The sequence below is a fragment of the Halomonas salipaludis genome (assembly GCF_002286975.1).
GTDB lineage: Bacteria > Pseudomonadota > Gammaproteobacteria > Pseudomonadales > Halomonadaceae > Franzmannia > Franzmannia salipaludis.
In genome coordinates this window covers 547,480-565,031 of sequence record NZ_NSKB01000001.1, presented here as the reverse complement: position 1 = coordinate 565,031, position 17,552 = coordinate 547,480, and the positions used below count along the sequence as shown (strand labels likewise).

Below are 17,552 nucleotides of genomic sequence, written 5' to 3'. Positions count from 1 at the left end.
TGCGATGATCCTGCACACCTTGAACCGTTCCCCCACCGAGAGCCGTGTCTATCGGCAGGCGCTGGCGGCGATGGGCCCCGACGACCGCCTGCTGTTGATCGAGGACGGCGTGCAGGGGGCGCTGCCGTCGCTGATACGCCACTTCGGTGAGCTCAACGGGCGGCTGTTTGCGCTGCGCGAGGACCTCGAGGCGCGTGGCCTGGCCGGCCGCTGTGCCGCCGAGGTGCTGGTGGTGGATGCCGACGGTTTCGTCACCCTGACCGAAGAAGCGGACAAGACGGTGAGCTGGTTCTAATGGCCTCCTCGGAAATATACCGTTATCTTCAGGTGGGTGCTCAACAGGTGCCACTCGATCCCGAAGGCTTCCTGATCGATCTCGATGACTGGTCACCAGCGGTAGCCGAAGCACTCGCTGCCGAAGAGTCGCGGACGCTGACCGCCGAACACTGGGAGGTGATCGAGGTGCTGCGTGACTTCTATGCCCGCTTCGAGGCGTCGCCGGCAATGCGGCCGCTGGTCAAGGCGGTGGGCCAGGCACTAGGGCCGGAGAAGGGCAAGTCGCTGCATCTGATGCGGCTGTTTCCGGACAGTCCGGCCAAGGTCGGGGCGCGGCTGGCGGGGCTGCCCAAGCCTGCCAACTGCCTCTAGGCCTGCCCATGAACTTTCTCGCCCACGCCTGGCTGGCGCGTCGCGGCAGCGATGACTTCCTTTACGGCAACCTGATCGCCGATGGAGTCAAGGGCAGCGATCTCGGTGACTGGCCCGATGCCACGGCGGTGGGCATTCGCCATCACCGGCGCGTCGACGCCTGGGTCGATCGTCATCCCAGCGTACTGGCGGCGCGTCATCGAGCGCCGCGCGCCCAGCGGCGCTATGCGGCGATTGCCCTGGACCTGGTGTGGGATCACTTCCTTTCTCGCGACACCGCGGCGATGGCCGAGCAGCAGCAGCTGGTCGAGCGCTGTTATCGGCTGCTGTCGGCACGCTCGGCGCCGGCGCGCCTGGAGCACATGGTACCGTCGCTGGTGGCGCACGATTGGCTGCGCGGCTACGCCGATTTCGATTTCACCTGCCGCGCGGTGGCCGGCATCGGCCGGCGCCTGTCGGGTCCCAACCGGCTGGCCGAGCTGGTGCCGTGGCTATACGACGACTATGCGGCGTTGGAGCATGACTTTCAGCGGCTGTGGCCTGCCGTGCATGCGGCGCTGGAGAGCGACGGTCGCAGGCCCGCGTAAACGCTCACTGCAGCCACAGGCAGTCGATCTCGTCACCCTGGCGCACCTCGCTATGGGCCGGGATCACCGCCAGCGCATCGGCTTGAATGCAGGACGAGAGAACACCTGAATTCTGGTCGCGAAAGGCGCGGGCGCCGATGCCCTCGGCAGTGAAGTCCAGTGCCACGCGCATATAGTGCTGACGGGCCTGGGTGGTGGTGGCAAACTCGGCGCGGGCGCGCAGCCGCGGCAACTCGTTGAGTGCCGGGCAGCCGAGCAGGGCGCCGGTCAGCGGGCGCAGGAACAGCCAGGCGCCGACGAAGCTCGAGACCGGATTGCCCGGCAGGCCGACGAAGCGCGCCGTGCTGTCGTCGGTGCGCGGCAGGCGGCCGAGTGCTAGCGGTTTGCCGGGGCGCATGGCGAGCCGCCACAGGTCGAGCTCGCCGAGCTGCGTCAGCGCTGCCTTGACGTGATCCTCTTCGCCGACGCTGACGCCGCCGGTGGTCACCACGACGTCGGCCCGGGCGGCGGCATCGGCCAGGCAGCGGCAGGTGGCATCGAAGTCGTCGGCCACGCGTTCGGCCAACACCACCTCGGCACCGAACTGTTCGAGCAGCTGGCGCAGCATCGGCCGGTTGGAGTTGTAGATCTGTCCCGCGGCCAGCGGCTGGCCGGGGTCGATCACCTCGTCGCCGGTGGAGAGCAGGGCGACCCTGGGCCGGCGCGTCACGCTCACCTCAGTAATCCCTTGGCCGGCCAGGTGGCCTAGCGCTGCGGGATTCAGCGTTTGGCCGGCCTCGAGCAGTACGTCGCCGGCGCTGACGTCACGGCCGCGCCGGCGCAGGTTGTCGCCGGCGGGAATGTCCGTTGGCATCAGGGCCCGCTCGCCGTCGAGCTCGACGCGTTCCTGCACTCTCTCCTGCATTACTACGCAGTCGGCCCCGGGCGGGATCTCGCCGCCGGTGAAGATGCGCGCGCAGCTGCCGGGCTGTAGCTGCTGGGCCGACTGGCCGGCAGCGATGCGCTGGCTAACCGCTAGCCACTTCCCGGCGTCCCGATGATGGAGCGCATAGCCGTCCATGGCGCTGTTATCGAAGGGGGGTACGTCGAGGCATGCGGTGACGCTCTTGGCCAGCACGCGCCCGCCGGCGACCGCCAACGGCACGGTTTCCGCCGCCAGCGGTGCGACGCCGTCAAGCAGGGCGGTCAGCGCGGCTTCCACGGGCTGCAGGTCATCAGCCATGGGTGCCACGCTCAGGGATCACCAGGTTGGCGAAGTTGCACGGCTTGTGGCGGCTATCCAACTGCTCGAGCAGGATGCCGTCCCATGCCGTGCGGCAGGCGCCGGTGGAGCCGGGCAGGCAGAACACCACGGTGGCATTGGCCAGCCCGCCCAGGCAGCGGCTCTGGATGGTCGAGCTGCCGACATCCTTGAAGGAGAGTTGGCGGAACAGTTCGCCGAAGCCCTCGATGGGCTTGTCGAGCAGCACCCGGACGGCCTCCGGGGTAGAGTCACGCCCGGTGAAGCCGGTGCCGCCGGTGGTCAGGATCACCTGTACCGCCGGGTCGGCGATCCAGGCGGCGACCTGGGCGCGGATACGATAGACGTCGTCGACCACGATGCGCTTGTCGGCCAGGCGATGGCCGGCAGCGGTAAGCCGCTCGACCAGTGTCTGGCCGCTGCGGTCGGTGGTCTCGGTGCGAGTGTCGGAGACTGTCAGCACCGCAACGTTGAGCGGTACCAGGGTGTTGCGATCGTCGCTCATGGTTCAGCCCTTGTGTGAATGGCGGGCCTCGAGGGCGGCTAGCTGCTCGGGGCTGGCCGGCGTCTGGTGCTTGTCCTTCCACTCCTGGTAGGGCATGCCGTAGACGTATTCGCGGGCGGCGTCGAGGTCGAGTGAGACATCGCGCTCGTCGGCGGCGTTGACCAACCACTTGGAGAAGCAGTTGCGGCAGAAGCCGGCGAGCACCATCAGGTCGATATTCTGAACTTCCTTGTGCTCGTCGAGGTGCTTGAGCAGGCGCCGGAAGGCGGCGGCTTCGAGTTCGGTGCGGGTCGCATCGTCGAGATGTTGCATGGTCATCCTCGTGTCGAAAACAGGTGTTGGCGTTTGACGCCAAGCATAACAAAAGACACCGCCCGTAGGCGGTGTCCGCTAGTCGATCTACGCATGGCAGCACCGCAAGGGACTGGTCTGGCGGCAGGCCTACGAGGAGGCGCTATGAATACCTCCCTGTACGCTACCGATTCCCTGCTGCGCTCTCGCATCCTGCTTCGCTTGCAGGTCCGGTGCTGGCCATCCATGGCCAGCCCGTTCGGAGCAATGCTCCTCACCCCTGGAATCGAACCTCCTCTTCGACCTGCCCCCAGTGTCCCTTGCTAACAGCTGCTTCGGGATCAGGGTCAACCAGGCTGGCTGGGGGCCGGTTTTTCGCCGCCGTCGCCACTCGGCTGCTCGAGGGTCTCGGCATCGACTGCCTGGTCCTTGACCTCTTCGTACCACAGGTTGTGGTGCTCCTTGGCCCAGGCTTCGTCGACGTAGCCGGTCTTCATGCCCTCCAGCGAGCCTTCGGTACCGACGGTGCCGATGTAGATATGGCCCAGTGCCACGGCGGTAAGGCCGAGTGCCGCCACCGCATGGATGACGTTGGCCCACATCATGGTGTCGCGGGTCTGGTCGAAGTTGGGGAAGTTGAGCACCAGGCCACTGATGATCACCGCCACGCCGGCGGTGGCCAACAGCCAGTACCAGACCTTCTCGCCGGCATTGGCGAAGCCGGCGTCGGGGTGGCCCTTGCCGATCAGCCCGCCGCCTTTCTTGAACCATGCCAGGTCATGCTTCTTGGGCAGGTTATGCTTCAAGAACTTGGCGAGGATGATCAGCAGCAGGATCCCGAACAGCGGCCCCAGGTAGTTGTGCGAGACCTTGGAGGCCGAGATCATCGCGCCCCATACCGCATCGCCGAACAGCGAGCGGAACACGAACTTGCCGTAGAGGATATTGAGCCCCGACAGCGCCAGGATGATGAACAGTGTGGCAACGCTCCAGTGCAGCGAGCGCTCCAGCGCCGACCAGCGAAACAGCTTGCGGCCGGTGGGGCGTTCATCGAGTTCCTTGCGACCGAAGATCACGTAGAACAGCACGATCATGGCGATCATGCCACCCAGTGCGATCAGGCCGAACGGCGTGACCCAGTGGTTGCGGATCTCCCGCCAGGTCTGGCCGGCGGCGTTGATCAGGTTGTAGTTGGAGTCGTGGCGCGAGTCACGATAGTTGGCATCGACATCGCCGCTTCTGACCTGGCGCCAGGTGTCGGCATTGGCGGCCCCCACCGCGGTCGAGATCTCACGGTCGGGGTCCGCCGATTGCGCCACCGCCTGGCCGCCGACGCCAAGCGTCAGCAGCGCCATCAGCAGCACGATACAGGCATGTCTGAGCAGGGACATGGGAGGCCTCCTTACCCTTGGCGGGTGGCGTCGTAGGCCAGGTTATCCATGCGTGCTGCTGCCGTGTCGGGTCCCTGGCGGTTGACCTCGGACCAGGCGCCGTCCTCGTGGCCGCGCTGTACGACGCGCTGGCGGAAGATATCGGCCACGGTCTGGGCATCGCCGGCCAGCAGCGCCTTGGTCGAACACATCTCGGCACACAGCGGCAGTTTGCCCTCGGCAATACGGTTGGCGCCGTACTTCTCGTACTCCTCTTCCTTGCTGTCGGCGGGGCCGCCAGCGCAGAAGGTGCACTTGTCCATCTTGCCGCGCTCGCCGAAGGCGTTCTGCTGCGGGAACTGCGGCGCGCCGAACGGGCAGGCGTAGAGGCAGTAGCCGCAACCGATGCACAGGTCTTTGTCGTGCAGCACGATGCCGTCATCGGTCTTGTAGAAGCAGTCGGTGGGACACACCGCCATGCACGGCGCATCGTCGCAGTGCATGCAGGCCACCGAGATCGACACCTCGGTGGGTTCGCCATCGTTGAGGGTGACGACGCGGCGGCGCTGGATGCCCCATTCGACGTCGTTGGCGTTCTTGCAGGCGGTGACGCAGCCGTTGCACTCGATGCAGCGCTCGGCGTCACACATGAATTTCATCTGGGCCATGGTTGTTCTCCTATACCGGCGTGGCAAACCTGCCACGCCGTCAAGCGTTCAGGGTCGCGATGTCAGGCGCGTTCGATCCGGCAGATGGTGCACTTGGTTTCCTGCATCAGCGTCACCGGGTCGTAGCCGTAGGTGGTGGCGGTGTTGGCCGCCTCACCCAGCACGTAGGGGTCAGCACCGTCGGGGTAGCGATCGCGCAGGTTCTCGCCCTGGAACATGCCGCCGAAGTGGAACGGCATGAAGGCGACGTTGCGGTCGACCCGCGGGGTGACCAGCGCCTTGACCCTGACGCGGCCGCCCTCGGCACCCTCGACCCACACCTCGTCACCGTCGCTGATGCCGATGTCGTTGGCGTTGGCCGGGTTGATCTCGACGAACATCTCCTGTTGCAGCTCGGCGAGCCACGACATCGAGCGGGTCTCTTCGCCGCCCCCTTCGTACTCGACCAGGCGGCCGGAAGTCAGGATGATCGGGTATTCGCTGGAGTTGTCGCGATCCTGAATGGTCTTGTAGAGCGTCGGCAGACGCATGATCGAGTCGAAGTCGTCCCAGGTCGGGAAGCGCTCGACCAGGTCGCGGCGGGTGGTGTAGAGCGGCTCGCGGTGCTTGGGCACTTCGTCCGGGAAGGTCCAGACCACGGCGCGCGCCTTGGCGTTGCCGTAGGGCGCGCAGCCGTGCTCGATGGCCACGCGCTGGATGCCGCCCGAGAAGTCGGTCTTCCAGTTCTCGCCGTCAGCGGCTTCCTTCTCCTCATCGGTCAGGTCGTCCCACCAGCCGAGGTCCTTGAGCATCTGCGCGGTGAACTCGGGGTAGCCGTCGGTGAGGTCGGACTCCACCGGCGCCGAGCCATCGGCCAGCAGGTTGACGCCGTTGCGCTCGATGCCGAAGCGGGCACGGAAGCCCATGCCGCCTTCCTTGACCGGCACGCTGGTGTCGTAGAGGTTGGGGGAGCCGGGGTGGCGGAACTCCGGCGTGCCCCAGCACGGCCAGGGTAGGCCGTAGTAGTCGCCGTCGGCCGGGCCGCCCTCGGCGCGCAGGTTGCTGAAGCTGAAGGTGTGCCAGTTCTGCTGGTGTTCCTTGAGGCGCTCGGGGCTCTGGCCGGTGTAGCCGACGGTCCACATGCCGCGGTTGATCTCGCGCAGGATATCCTCGATCAGCGGCTCGTCGCCGTTCATCTCGATATGCTTGACGAACTCGTCGCCGAAGCCGAGCTTGCGCGCGAAGCGGTACATGATCTCGTGGTCGGGCTTGGCCTCGAATAGCGGTTCGATGACCTTGTCACGCCACTGCAGTGAGCGGTTGGTGGCGGTCACGCTGCCAGTGGTCTCGAACTGGGTGGCAGCGGGCAGCAGGTAGACGCCGTCGCTGCGATCGTGCATGACCGCTGCCACGGTGGGGTAGGGGTCGACGATGACCATCATGTCGAGCTTCTTCATCGCCTGCTGCATTTCCGGGCCGCGGGTCTGGGAGTTGACCGCGTGCCCCCAGTAGAACATCGCCTTGAGGGCGGTACGCTGGGAGATGTTTTCGTCGTCCTCGAGTACGCCGTCGACCCAGCGCGACACGGTAATACCGGCACTGTTCATCGGCCGGCCGTCGGCGTACTCGGCGTCTTCGAAGCGGCTCTGCAGCCACTCATAGTCGACATCCCAGACCTTCGCCCAGTGCTGCCAGGCGCCTTCGGCGAGGCCGTAGTAGCCAGGCAGCGAATCGGAACCGAGGCCCAGGTCGGTGGCGCCCTGGACATTGTCGTGGCCGCGCAGGATGTTGGCGCCGCCGCCGGACTTGCCGATATTGCCCAGCGCCAGCTCGAGGATGCAGTAGGCGCGGGTGTTGTTGTTACCGGTGGTGTGCTGGGTACCGCCCATGCACCACACCACGCAGCCTGGGCGGTTGTCGGCGAGGCGCTTGGCGGTATCGAACATCACGCTCTCGGGGACCCCGGTAATGTCTTCGACCACGTTCGGGGTGAACTGGGCGACTTCGGCACGCACGTCATCCATGCCGTAGACGCGTTGGGCGATGTACTCGCTGTCCTCCCAGCCATTCTCGAAGATGTGCCACAACAGGCCCCAGACATAGGCCACATCGGAGCCGGGGCGGATGCGTACGTACTGCGTGGCCTTGGCCGCGGTGCGGGTGAAACGCGGGTCGACGACGATCATCTCTGCCTGGTTGCGCTCCTTGGCCAGCAGAAAGTGCTGCATGGCCACCGGGTGCGCCTCGGAAGGATTGGAGCCGATGAGAATGATCGATTTGCTGTGCTGGAGGTCGTTGAGCGAGTTGGTCATCGCGCCGTAGCCCCAGGTATTGGCTACCCCGGCCACGGTGGTGGAGTGACAGATGCGCGCCTGGTGGTCGGTGTTGTTGGTGCCCCACATCGAGGCCAGCTTGCGCATGAAGTAGGCTTGCTCATTGTTGAACTTGGCCGAGCCCAGCCAGTAGACGCTGTCCGGGCCGTACTCCTCGCGCAGTTCCAGCAGCTTGTCGCCGATCTCGTCGATGGCGTCGTCCCAGCTCATGCGCTGCCACTCGCCGTTGACCAGCTTCATCGGGTACTTGAGACGCCGAGTGGAGTGACCGTGCTGACGCAGCGAGGCGCCCTTGGCACAGTGGGCACCGCGATTGATGGGGTGGTCGAAGGCCGGCTCCTGCTTGGTCCAGATGCCTTCCTGAACCTCGGCATAGACGCCACAGCCCACCGAACAGTGGGAGCAGATGGTGCGTTTGGTCTCGACCGGCGCATCGGACACCGGCGTCTTGCCGCTGGCTTCTGCCGGGCGCAGCATGCCGTTGCCCATGAAGCCGGCAGCGGCGAGGCCGCCGGTGGTGGCACCGCTACGCTTCAGGAACTGGCGGCGGGAGATGCCCAGCCCCGCCTTGACGGGAGTGGTGGCTTTTTTTGTCAAGCGCATCGAATCATTCCTCTTAACCGTGAACCGCGAAGGCGTCAGTCACGCAGCGTGGCGTAGAAGGCGCGGATATGATCGGTTTCCCGATAGCGCAGTGGCGCATCCTGGGTAGTGCTGGCGGGCTTGTCGGCTTGCACCAGGGTGACGTTGCCGATCACCGCGGCGGTACCGGCAGCGGCGCCGCCGATACCCATCACACGTAGGAAACGACGCCGCTGAGGGTTATGTTGGTCAGGCATGCTGTGTTTCTCCTCGTTGCTTCTTGTCTGTTAACAGCGTAGCGGTTGTAGCGCTTGCCTCCATGCCTCAGTTGGGCGCTGGATCAACGATCCGCACCGCACTGAGAGCGGCGTCATGACGCTCTGCTTCCATCGCCAGGTAGGCCTGACCGAGCCGACCGACACTGGCATAAAACGGGGTGTCCACGGCGGCCAGGTCGCGCATGCAGCGCTCGCCCCAACTCGCCAGGTGGTGATTGAAAAAGCTCGCCTGCTCGGCCGGCGCCTGCTCGATCAGCCAGGCCATGGCATCACACAGCGCCGCCAGGTGATCCTCGGGTTCCTTGACCGCCGGGTCGCGCTCGAGTCCCAGACGGCGCAGGTCACGGCGAACTGCGACCACTGGTTCGTCCATCAGGGTGCCGTGTAGATACCAGGAGGCGTAGGGCACGACCTCGCCCTGAATTACGCCGATCAGGTGGCGGAAGTGGGCACGTGGCAGGGCCTCGCTATCGGCTGTACCGGCGGCCTGGGCGAGGGCCTGCCAAGCCTGGCTGAGCGCGGTCTCGTCGCCTTCGGCTTCCAGCTCGGCGACAAAGGTCAGCAGCGCAGCATCCGGTGGCGCGCTGAGCAGTCGACTCAGCAGGCGGTAGACATCGGCACGCAGGGCGTCACTGTCGTCGATTGCGCTGGGCGTGTCGGTGGCATGGTTCATGGCGTCACACCTTCAGCTGAGCATGGGGGTTGCGGGCCAGTTCATGCCATACGTCCTTGACGCGGCAGTCCTCGCACATCTCAAGGCGCGCCATGGCATCGCCGGCGAAGTAGGGGTGGTCGGCGAGCTTGGCCTTGATGCTGGCAATGGTGCTGACCGTCGCGAACGGCTTGCCGCAGCTGATGCACTCGAAGGCAGGCTCCTGCTTGGCGATCTGCCGTTCGCTACGCGCGTCGCTTGCCAGGAAACCGGGTACCAGGCTGATGGCGTTCTCGGGGCAGGCGCTATCGCACAGGCCGCACTGGATGCAGTCGGCCTCGCGCAGGCTCAGCTGCGGACTCGCCTCGCCGCCCTTGAGGGCCGGGGTGGGGCACACCGCGACACAGCTCATGCACAGCGTGCAGGCGTCGCTGTCGATCGCCAGGCCACCAAAGGGCGCGCCCTGAGGCAGGTCATGACGCTCGCCGGAGGGGCTGCCATGCTGGCCCAGCCAGTCGAGGCTGGCATTCAGGCGGTGGCGCTTGGTGCCGGTAGCCAAGGGGCCAACCGGCAGCGCCTGCAGGGTCGGCAGCGCATCGCGCTGTGCGCCATCACTGCCAGCCTCGAGCAGCACCAGGCGGCGCCGGTCATGGCCCAGCGCCTCGAGGAGGGCGTGGGCTTCGGCAAGCTGCGTCTCGACCTGGGCCGCCATGCGTGGCGGTAGCTCAACGGGGCGCTGTATGCGTACCTCGCTGGCGCCCTGGGTCAGGGCCAGGAGCCAGTCGTCGAGGCCTGCCGCACCGAGCTCCTCCAGGGGCACGTCGAGGATATGCCCTGCGGGCTCGGATGTTTCGGCGGCGAGACTTGCATGGTCGGCAAAACGGATCACCGCTGCCTGGCCGTCGGCCTCATGGTAGGCGGCCAGCAGCCGGGCAATGTAGTCCTGCAACGCCTCGGGCTTGGGCAGCCGATACTGAATGGCCCCGGTGGGGCAGGCAGCTGTACAGCTGCCGGCGCCGTGGCAGCGGAACGGGTCGATCTCGATCCACGCCTCGATACGCTTCTGCTGGCTGGCGATGGCATCGGCCGGGCAGACCTCGAGACAGCGCGTGCAGCCCTGCTGGCCACGTCCGGCATGAGCGCACAGGTCGTGATCGATCTGGAAGTACTTGGGCTTGTCGAACTCGCCAATCATCTCCGGCAGGGACGCCAGAGTGTCGTGATAAGCGTCACTGCCCGGCGTCACGGCATGATAGCCGGGTGGCGGTAGTTCTAGCGTCAGGCAGGGTGTGGCGCCTAAGTCGAGAACCAGATCGAAGTGCGGCCGCGTGAGGCTGGCCTTGGCCAGGTCAATGGACTCGCCGGCACCTTCTAGGAGTACGCTGAAATTACCCAGGTAGCCGCTGATCGACAGCGTCTGGCGGGTGAAGTCGGCACGCTGGCAGATCACGTTCGGGGGCAGCTCGTCGAGTGTCGCCGCGGCGCTGCCGGCAGCGTCGACCATCAGGGTAATGCTGCTCAGTGCCTCCGCACCGAGGTGGGGGGCGAGGGCGTCACAGGCGGCACGACAACTGGCGGCCTCGCCAATGATCAGCACGTGCCCGTGACTCTGATAACTGACGCTTGCCGGCGTCAGGTTGGTTGGCCAGGATACGCGCGTCAACGCGGCGGACTTCGCCTGCCGGTTGTGTTGCGCGTCGAGCTGGGTCAGCGCGATGCGTTGCATCATGGTCTCTCATCATCGGGTCAGGCGTGAAGCGGCGTCATGGCACCGCTTTCGTGGCATTGCTTATAAAGCTTGGCCTTATCATTAGCGCGCTCATTATGATGGCGGGCCGATATAATGCAACTAGTGTCGACGCCTGTGTGCAGCGTCGCCAATGCCTCATTAGTCCTATGCGCAGTTGACCATGGCCGAGCGCGTTCAACGCTCGTCGTCTGGCGGCGGTTCGACGCTTTCTGCGCTATGCCGTGCAACATGCTCAGATTCGAGTTTAGCAGCTGCGTCGTCGGACTCGCTGTCATCGACCGCTGCGGGCGCTTCGTCCTGCTCTTCGAGCTCGTCGAGCACCTTCCTGCCCCATTTGCGAACGTTCTCGCTGGTGGCGGCGCTCATCTTGCGCATCTGCGAATAGTCGAGATCGTAGTCGTCCAGGCCGTCACGTACATTGTAGTTGCCGCTGGCCCACAGGCGACGCAGGGCGCGGTTCTTGAGCGCGCTGCTTACCCCTGGGGCCAGGAAGGCTTTGAAATCGCTGCCCGGGCCCAGGCTGTCGGGGTCGGGCAGGGTATGGTCGAGACTGCCCTCGGGGGGCGGCTCGCCGCCGCCTGGCGAGGAGACGTCGAGCGCCGCGTCGTCGTCGGCTGGGGGGGAGTCGGCATCGTTTACCAGCGGGGCGCTATGCCGAGTTTCGTCAGCAGGGGGCGGGTCGCTCTCCAGGCCGCGTTTGCGCTGCGACCAGCGCGCGAAGCGATTCATACCTGGTCCTCCCGCGCTCGCCCGGCACCCTTGCGCTTCTTCTTGCGACCCTCGGCGGGGGCTTCACCATGGCGTGCCAGGTAGGCCTCCAGCCACACCTGGATGGCCATGGGCATCGGCGCCTCCAGCACCTGTTGCTCACCGTCCATCCAGCCGGCGGCGACGTCCTGGCTGGCGGTGATGGCAGTGGGGCGGGGGTGTTCGCCGGAGAATCCGCAGCGCACGAACAGGCGCGGCTCGCGCGAGGTAAGGTTGAAGCGGTAGGCGGCGCGCTCGGTCATGTAGAGCTGCAGGTCGAGCACATGTGGGCCCTGGTCGCCCGGCGCCAGGGCGGCGATGCGCCACTGCATGCGAGTGAAACCCTTGACGGTCCTGTTCTCGCCGGCGAGTGTCAGGCTCAGCTGGCGTAGGCTGGGTGTCGACATATTGGCTGCTCGATGGGATGACTGCAGACAGTAAGCGACAGGAGTGCCATCATGGTCAAGCCATTGAACCGCATGGGGAAGCTCACGACATGACAGCCATCAGCCTGAGCCGGGCGCGCCTGCCAACTACCCTCGAGGTCGAGGTGATTGACGAGTTTGGTAGCTCGCGTCGCCAGGCGATCGCCGCCGAACGCGCGCTGACGGTCTATCTCAACAAGCGCGAGATCGTCACCCTGATGACGCTGGGGGCCGAGCCCGAGGCGTTGGTGGTGGGCTATCTGCGCAACCAGGGGCTGCTCAGTTCGCGCCAGGACCTGCTGGCGGTGCACGTCGACTGGGAGGTCGAGGCGGCGGCGGTGGTTACCCGCCGGCTGCCGGAGGACCTCGAGGAGCGGCTCGGCCAGCGCACGGTGACCACCGGCTGCGGTCAGGGCACGGTGTTCGGTCGCCTGCTGGACGTCACCGGGCTTGCCGAACTGCCCGATACCTGCCTGGCGCAGTCGACCCTGGGGCGCCTGCTGCACAACCTGGGCGCCTACAACGAGACCTACAAGAGTGCCGGCGCGGTGCACGGCTGCGCGCTTTGCCGTCAGGACCAGGTGGTGGATTTCGTCGAGGACGTGGGGCGGCATAACGCGGTCGATACCCTGGCGGGGCGCCAGTGGCTGGAGGATACCCAGGCTGGCGAGGCGGATATCTTCTACACCACCGGACGCCTGACCTCGGAGATGGTGCTCAAGGTGGCGCAGATGGGAATCAGCGTGCTGGTGTCACGCTCCGGTGTGACCCAGAAGGGCGTCGAGCTGGCCGAGCGTTTCGGCGTGCTGCTGGTGGCACGGGCCAAGGGCCGCCACTTTCAGGCGATCAATGCCGCGGGGCGCCTGCTGCTCGACGATGTGCCACCGCGTCGTCCCGGTGATCGCAAGGCCTCTTGAGTCGCGTCAGCAACGAGAGCGACTCAGCTACCCTCGGCGCGGGTGCACACCGATAGCACCACGGCATCCTCGTCGCTCACCGAGACCAGCGCATGGCCCATGTCGCTGTCGAAGTAGATGCTGTCGCCGCGGGTCAGGCGCAGCGGCTCGTAGAACTCGGTATACAGCAGGATGTCGCCGTCGAGCACGATCAGGAACTCCTCGCCGTCGTGGCGGACCCACTCACTGAATTCCTCGAAGCCCCGCGCGCGGACGATGGTCTTGAACGGGATCATGCGCTTCTGGGCCAGCTGCCACGATAGCAGCTCATGCTCGTAGGTCGGCGTGGGATGCTGCTGACCTTCGCCGACCCGGGTCAGGTCACGGCGCCCCAGGGTGCGGCTCTGGGGCTTGGGCGGGCTGAGCAGCTGCGGCAGGTCGATGCCCAGGCCACCGATCAACTTCTGCACCGCAGTGAAGGTGGGTGAGATTTGGTCGTTCTCGATCTTCGACAGCGTCGAACGGGCAAGCCCGGTGCGCTGGCTGACGTCTTCCAGGGTCCAGTGATTGGCGAGTCGAATTTCCTTGAGCCGCTCACCCAGGCGCAGCGGCTCGACGAACGGCTTGCGCCCTGAGGCGATGCGCAGGGCGGCGTCTTGATCGGTGGTGGCGCTCATCGGCAGTTCACTATTGGAAATTTAATTTCCTGAAGCATACCACAGCCGAGTCTTGACCGGCTGGCCAGGCGCGCCGCGTGCCTGCCTCATTGCGCCGTGTCAGATCTCCGCTCAGGATGACCAGGGTTGGCCGAGCAGGGCCTTGACGTGGGCCTCGGCGCAGCGGCCCAGGGCGTCAGTGTCGTAGCCGCCCTCGAGCACCGACACCAGGCGGTTGTCGGCATACAGGGCGGCAATCTCCAGCGCCAGCCGGGTCACCCAGTGATAATCGGCTTCGTCGAGGTTGAGCTCGGCCATGGGGTCGTCGCGATGGGCGTCGAAGCCCGCCGAGAGCAGTACCAGGTCGGGTTTGAAGGCGTGCAGCGCGGGCAGCCAATCGTCTTCGATAGCTTTCCTGAAGGCCGTGCTGTCGCAGCCTGCCTCGAGGGGGGTGTTGACCACGTTGTGGTGGTCGCTGCGCAGGTAGCGCCACGGGTAGAAGGGGAACTGGAAGCTGGTGCAGATCAGTATCTCGGGATCGTCCTTGAAGATATCGATGGTGCCGTTGCACTGGTGCACGTCGAAGTCGAGGATGGCGATGCGCCGGGCGCCGTAGGCTTCCCGCGCATGGGCCGCGCCCACCGCGACGTTGTTATAAAAGCAGAAGCCCATGGCGTCGCTTGCTTCGGCGTGGTGGCCGGGCGGGCGCACGGCGCAGAAGACGTTGTCGGCCTGGTGGCGAAACACCTGGTCGACGCCGCGCACCACGGCGCCGGCGGCCACGCGTGCGGCATCGAGGCTATGCGGGTTCATCAGGGTGTCGCCCGAGTCGATGGTCACCAGGCCGTCGTCGGGCACGCACTTGTCGAGGGCGTGGAGGTGGCGCGCCGGGTGGACCCTCAGCAGCTGCTCGTCGGTGGCCGGTTTGGCCTCCGACTGCATGGTCTGCTGCAGTACGCCGGCCAGGGCCAGGCGCGCGCGAATCGCCTCGAGGCGCAGCGGGCTTTCTGGATGCTGCGGCCCCATATGGTGATCCATGCAGCGGGGATGAGTAATGTAGGCGGTGATCATCGCAGGCTCCACGGGAGATGCTGCGACCTTAATCGGCCTGGGGCCTTGCACGACAGTGTCAATAAGTCGTACACAGGGGAGGGAAGGGAGCAGAAGGCTTCAGGAGAGAGTTCTTGGGTACACGATTTCTGCGGCATTTTTTCGAGCCGCGCAGCCTGGCGATTATCGGCGCCTCGGAAAAGTCCCACTCCATGGGCGGGCTGGTGGTGCGCAACCTGCTGGAAGCGGGATTTCCCGGCCAGTTGTGGGCGGTCAATCCCAAGGGCTACGCCAGCGTGCACGGCGTGGCCTGCGTCAAGCGCGTCGGCGACCTGCCGGCCTGTCCCGACCTGGCGGTGATCTGCTCGCCGGTGGACAGCGTACCCAAGCTGATCGAGCGGCTGGGTCGCATCGGCGTCAAGGCGGTGATGGTGCTCTCAGGCGGTGCCTACCTCGACGACCGGCGTGGCGACGGTGGTTCGATTCGCGAGCGCATGATCAAGGCGGCCCGGGTCAGCGGGATTCGCGTGCTGGGGCCGGAGTGCCTGGGGTTGATCGTGCCCGGGCGCAAGCTCAATGCCACCTATGCCAGCCAGCCGGTCAAGTCGGGGCGGGTGGCCTATCTCGGCCAGTCGGGCATGCTCGGCAATGCCATGATCGACTGGGCCGCGGGGCGCGGGATTGGCTTCTCGCACCTGGTGACCCTGGGCGACAGTGTCGACGTGATGCTGCCCGACCTGATCGACTACATCAATCAGCACGCACCGACCCAGGCGATCCTGCTGCACCTCGAGCGCATCCACGACGCCCAGCATTTCATGACCGCGCTACGCGAGGCGTCGCGCAATCGCCTGGTGTTGGCGATCAAGAGCGGGCGAACGCCGGAGTCGGATCTCTCGGGACTGGCACCGACCCCGGGGATTGCCAATCGCGACGTGATCTTCGACGCTGCCCTGGCCCGCGCCGGGGTGGTGCGCGTCGATGACTCCGATGAGCTGTTCGATGCGCTGGAGACGCTATCGCGCATGAAGCCGCTGCGCGGCGATCGCCTGGCGATCGTCTCCAACGGCCTGGGGCCGGCGATGCTGGCTATCGACAAGTTGATCAGCGCCGGTGGGCGGCTTGCCAGCTTCAGTGACACCACCCGCGATGCCCTGACCCGCGGCGCTTTCGACATGAGCCTGCCGGGGCGCAATCCGGTGGACCTGGGCGGCAATGCCACGCCGGAGCGCATGGTCGATGCCCTCGAGGTGGTCGCCGCCGACCCCGATGTCGATGCGGTGCTGGTGGTGCATGCGCCGACCCGCATGGCGCCCTCCAGGCTTACCGCCGAGGCCATCGTCGCCAATCGCAAGCGCTTCAAGCGTAATCTGCTGACCAGCTGGATGGGCCTCGAGGAGGCGCTTTCGGCACGCCACGAGTGCAACCTGGCCGGTATTCCTACCTATATCTCGCCGGAGAAGGCGGTCAAGGCCTTCATGCACATGGTCGACTACCAGCGCGTCCAGGCGTTGCTCCAGGAGACCCCGCCGAGCCTGCCCTTCGCGACGACCGCAGAGATTCGCCAGCGCTGCCATGCGTTGATCGAACGCGCCCGGGAGGATGGCCGCGAGAGCCTGACACACTCTGAGACGGCCCAGGTGCTGGCGACCTACGGGATTCCCGCTGCCCCTAGTCGCTACTTGCATAGTGCCGACGAAGCGGCCGCGGCGAGCTTCGATGAGCCGATGGCGCTAAAGGTGGTCCACGATCACAACGTGGTGCCATATCGCTATCGCCGCCACCCGCACAAGCTCTCTGCCGGCATGCTGCAGGACCTGGTGACGCCAGAGCAGGTCGCCGAGGGCGTGGTGCAGCTCAGCGACAAGGTCGTCGAGAAGTTTCCCGGCGTGACCATCCGCGAGTTCTGCCTGCAGCCGATGCAGCGCGGCAAGCACTCCATGCAGCTATGCGCCGGTATTACCCGCGACCCGATCTTCGGCCCGGTGATCGTGTTCGGTATCGGTGGTTACAAGGTCAACGTGCTGGCCGACCGCCACGTCGCGCTGCCGCCGCTCAACATGACACTGGCCGACGATCTTATCGCGCGGACCCACGCCAGCAAGCTGATTCGCGAGCACTCCCGCGACCCGCAGCGCGACCTGGCACGGCTCTGTCAGCTGCTGGTCAAGCTCTCGCAGATGGCCTCCGACCTGCCGGCGCTCAAGGGGCTGGAGCTCAATCCGCTGCTGCTCAATCGCGATGGCGTGGTGGCGGTGGACTTCGCCATGGACCTTGGGCCCCCGGCGCGCCACGCGATCATGCCGTATCCCGAGGAGCTGCGCGAGTGGGTAACGCTGGGCAACGATATGGCGGTGGAGGTGCGCCCGATCCGCGCCGAGGATGCGCCGCTGATCACCGCCTTTCATACCCAGCTCTCCGAGGAGAGCATTCGCTTTCGCTACTTTCATCACAAGGCCGATCTGACCAAGCGCGACCTATCGATGCTGGCGCATATCAACTACGACCGGCAAATGGCGTTCATCGCCGAGCATCATCGCGATGACGGCAGCAAGGAGATGCTCGGGGTGGTGCGGGTGTGGAACGACCCGGACAACATTCGCACCGAGTTTTCGGTGATCATTCGCGACGACATGCACGGCCACGGCCTTGGCAGTCTGCTGATGAACAAGATGATCCGCTACTGCCGCGGGGTGGGCACCCTGGAGATGGTCGGCACGGTGATGGTCGACAACCATCCGATGCGTGCGCTGATGAAGCACCTCGGCTTTCGTCTGCGCTACGACATGGAAGAGCAGGTGATGCACGCCAGCCTGCGTCTCAACGAGCCGGTCAGCGACTGGCAGAAGTTGCGCCTCGACAGTGCCATGGAGTAGACGACGCCCTCTGTGGGAC

The 17,552-nt window shown here is 65.9% G+C and carries 18 protein-coding genes; 5 read left to right on the top strand and 13 right to left on the bottom strand.

What is annotated here, in order from left to right:
- Positions 1 to 4: 4 nt before the first annotated feature.
- Genes tusB through CK498_RS02895 form a run of 3 tightly spaced genes read left to right on the top strand, consistent with a single transcriptional unit; the run spans position 5 to position 1,235 of the window.
- Positions 5 to 295 carry a sulfurtransferase complex subunit TusB gene (gene tusB, locus CK498_RS02905; RefSeq protein WP_095619348.1) on the top strand — a complete coding sequence of 97 codons (291 nt, stop codon included), beginning with the start codon at positions 5 to 7 and terminating at the stop codon, positions 293 to 295.
- Positions 295 to 648, top strand: a complete 354-nt coding sequence (locus tag CK498_RS02900) for a TusE/DsrC/DsvC family sulfur relay protein (RefSeq protein ID WP_095619347.1) — start codon at positions 295 to 297, stop codon at positions 646 to 648. The genes tusB and CK498_RS02900 overlap by 1 nt, the downstream gene beginning before the upstream one ends.
- A gap of 8 nt (positions 649 to 656) precedes the next feature.
- The gene (locus CK498_RS02895; protein ID WP_095619346.1) at positions 657 to 1,235 is read left to right on the top strand and encodes an acyl carrier protein phosphodiesterase; all 579 of its coding nucleotides are present in this window, start codon (positions 657 to 659) and stop codon (positions 1,233 to 1,235) included.
- 4 nt (positions 1,236 to 1,239) lie between these two features.
- Here CK498_RS02895 and CK498_RS02890 read toward each other — a convergent pair whose 3' ends face one another.
- From CK498_RS02890 to CK498_RS02840, 11 genes are all read right to left on the bottom strand, one after another.
- A complete protein-coding gene (locus CK498_RS02890; protein ID WP_095619345.1) occupies positions 1,240 to 2,457 on the bottom strand; it encodes a molybdopterin molybdotransferase MoeA in 1,218 nt (405 codons plus the stop codon).
- Entirely contained in the window at positions 2,450 to 2,980 is a 531-nt protein-coding gene (gene moaB / locus CK498_RS02885) for a molybdenum cofactor biosynthesis protein B (protein ID WP_095619344.1), read from the bottom strand. The genes CK498_RS02890 and moaB overlap by 8 nt, the downstream gene beginning before the upstream one ends.
- A gap of 3 nt (positions 2,981 to 2,983) precedes the next feature.
- Positions 2,984 to 3,292 (bottom strand): DUF1244 domain-containing protein, encoded by a 309-nt coding sequence (locus CK498_RS02880; protein WP_095619343.1) that lies wholly within the window; start codon positions 3,290 to 3,292, stop codon positions 2,984 to 2,986.
- Positions 3,293 to 3,618: 326 nt separating this feature from the next.
- Positions 3,619 to 4,662 carry a formate dehydrogenase subunit gamma gene (locus CK498_RS02875; RefSeq protein ID WP_095619342.1) on the bottom strand — a complete coding sequence of 348 codons (1,044 nt, stop codon included), beginning with the start codon at positions 4,660 to 4,662 and terminating at the stop codon, positions 3,619 to 3,621.
- A gap of 11 nt (positions 4,663 to 4,673) precedes the next feature.
- Positions 4,674 to 5,309, bottom strand: coding sequence for a formate dehydrogenase FDH3 subunit beta (fdh3B, locus tag CK498_RS02870; protein ID WP_095619341.1), 636 nt, complete (start codon positions 5,307 to 5,309; stop codon positions 4,674 to 4,676).
- Positions 5,310 to 5,371: 62 nt separating this feature from the next.
- On the bottom strand, positions 5,372 to 8,224 hold the full coding sequence (locus CK498_RS02865) for a molybdopterin-dependent oxidoreductase (protein WP_095619340.1): 2,853 nt from the start codon (positions 8,222 to 8,224) through the stop codon (positions 5,372 to 5,374).
- A gap of 35 nt (positions 8,225 to 8,259) precedes the next feature.
- The gene (locus CK498_RS02860; protein ID WP_095619339.1) at positions 8,260 to 8,460 is read right to left on the bottom strand and encodes a twin-arginine translocation pathway signal; all 201 of its coding nucleotides are present in this window, start codon (positions 8,458 to 8,460) and stop codon (positions 8,260 to 8,262) included.
- A 67-nt stretch (positions 8,461 to 8,527) separates the two neighbouring features.
- A complete protein-coding gene (locus CK498_RS02855; RefSeq protein ID WP_095619338.1) occupies positions 8,528 to 9,154 on the bottom strand; it encodes a TorD/DmsD family molecular chaperone in 627 nt (208 codons plus the stop codon).
- Positions 9,155 to 9,158: 4 nt separating this feature from the next.
- Complete coding sequence (locus CK498_RS02850) at positions 9,159 to 10,862, bottom strand: 4Fe-4S dicluster domain-containing protein (protein WP_095619337.1); 1,704 nt, start codon at positions 10,860 to 10,862, stop codon at positions 9,159 to 9,161.
- 195 nt (positions 10,863 to 11,057) lie between these two features.
- The gene (locus CK498_RS02845) at positions 11,058 to 11,612 is read right to left on the bottom strand and encodes a DUF3306 domain-containing protein (RefSeq protein WP_095619336.1); all 555 of its coding nucleotides are present in this window, start codon (positions 11,610 to 11,612) and stop codon (positions 11,058 to 11,060) included.
- Positions 11,609 to 12,037, bottom strand: coding sequence for a DUF3305 domain-containing protein (locus tag CK498_RS02840; RefSeq protein ID WP_095619335.1), 429 nt, complete (start codon positions 12,035 to 12,037; stop codon positions 11,609 to 11,611). The genes CK498_RS02845 and CK498_RS02840 overlap by 4 nt, the downstream gene beginning before the upstream one ends.
- Before the next feature lie 89 nt (positions 12,038 to 12,126).
- Between CK498_RS02840 and CK498_RS02835 the strand changes: the two genes are divergently transcribed.
- Entirely contained in the window at positions 12,127 to 12,972 is an 846-nt protein-coding gene (locus CK498_RS02835) for a formate dehydrogenase accessory sulfurtransferase FdhD (protein WP_095619334.1), read from the top strand.
- Between the two features lie 23 nt (positions 12,973 to 12,995).
- Here the strand turns inward: CK498_RS02835 and CK498_RS02830 are convergent, their stop codons facing one another.
- Both CK498_RS02830 and CK498_RS02825 read right to left on the bottom strand, forming a co-directional pair.
- On the bottom strand, positions 12,996 to 13,628 hold the full coding sequence (locus CK498_RS02830) for a helix-turn-helix domain-containing protein (RefSeq protein WP_095619333.1): 633 nt from the start codon (positions 13,626 to 13,628) through the stop codon (positions 12,996 to 12,998).
- Positions 13,629 to 13,739: 111 nt separating this feature from the next.
- Complete coding sequence (locus tag CK498_RS02825) at positions 13,740 to 14,678, bottom strand: histone deacetylase family protein (RefSeq protein WP_095619332.1); 939 nt, start codon at positions 14,676 to 14,678, stop codon at positions 13,740 to 13,742.
- A 113-nt stretch (positions 14,679 to 14,791) separates the two neighbouring features.
- Here CK498_RS02825 and CK498_RS02820 point away from each other — a divergent pair, with 113 nt between their 5' ends.
- The gene (locus CK498_RS02820; RefSeq protein ID WP_095619331.1) at positions 14,792 to 17,533 is read left to right on the top strand and encodes a bifunctional acetate--CoA ligase family protein/GNAT family N-acetyltransferase; all 2,742 of its coding nucleotides are present in this window, start codon (positions 14,792 to 14,794) and stop codon (positions 17,531 to 17,533) included.
- Positions 17,534 to 17,552 lie beyond the last annotated feature (19 nt).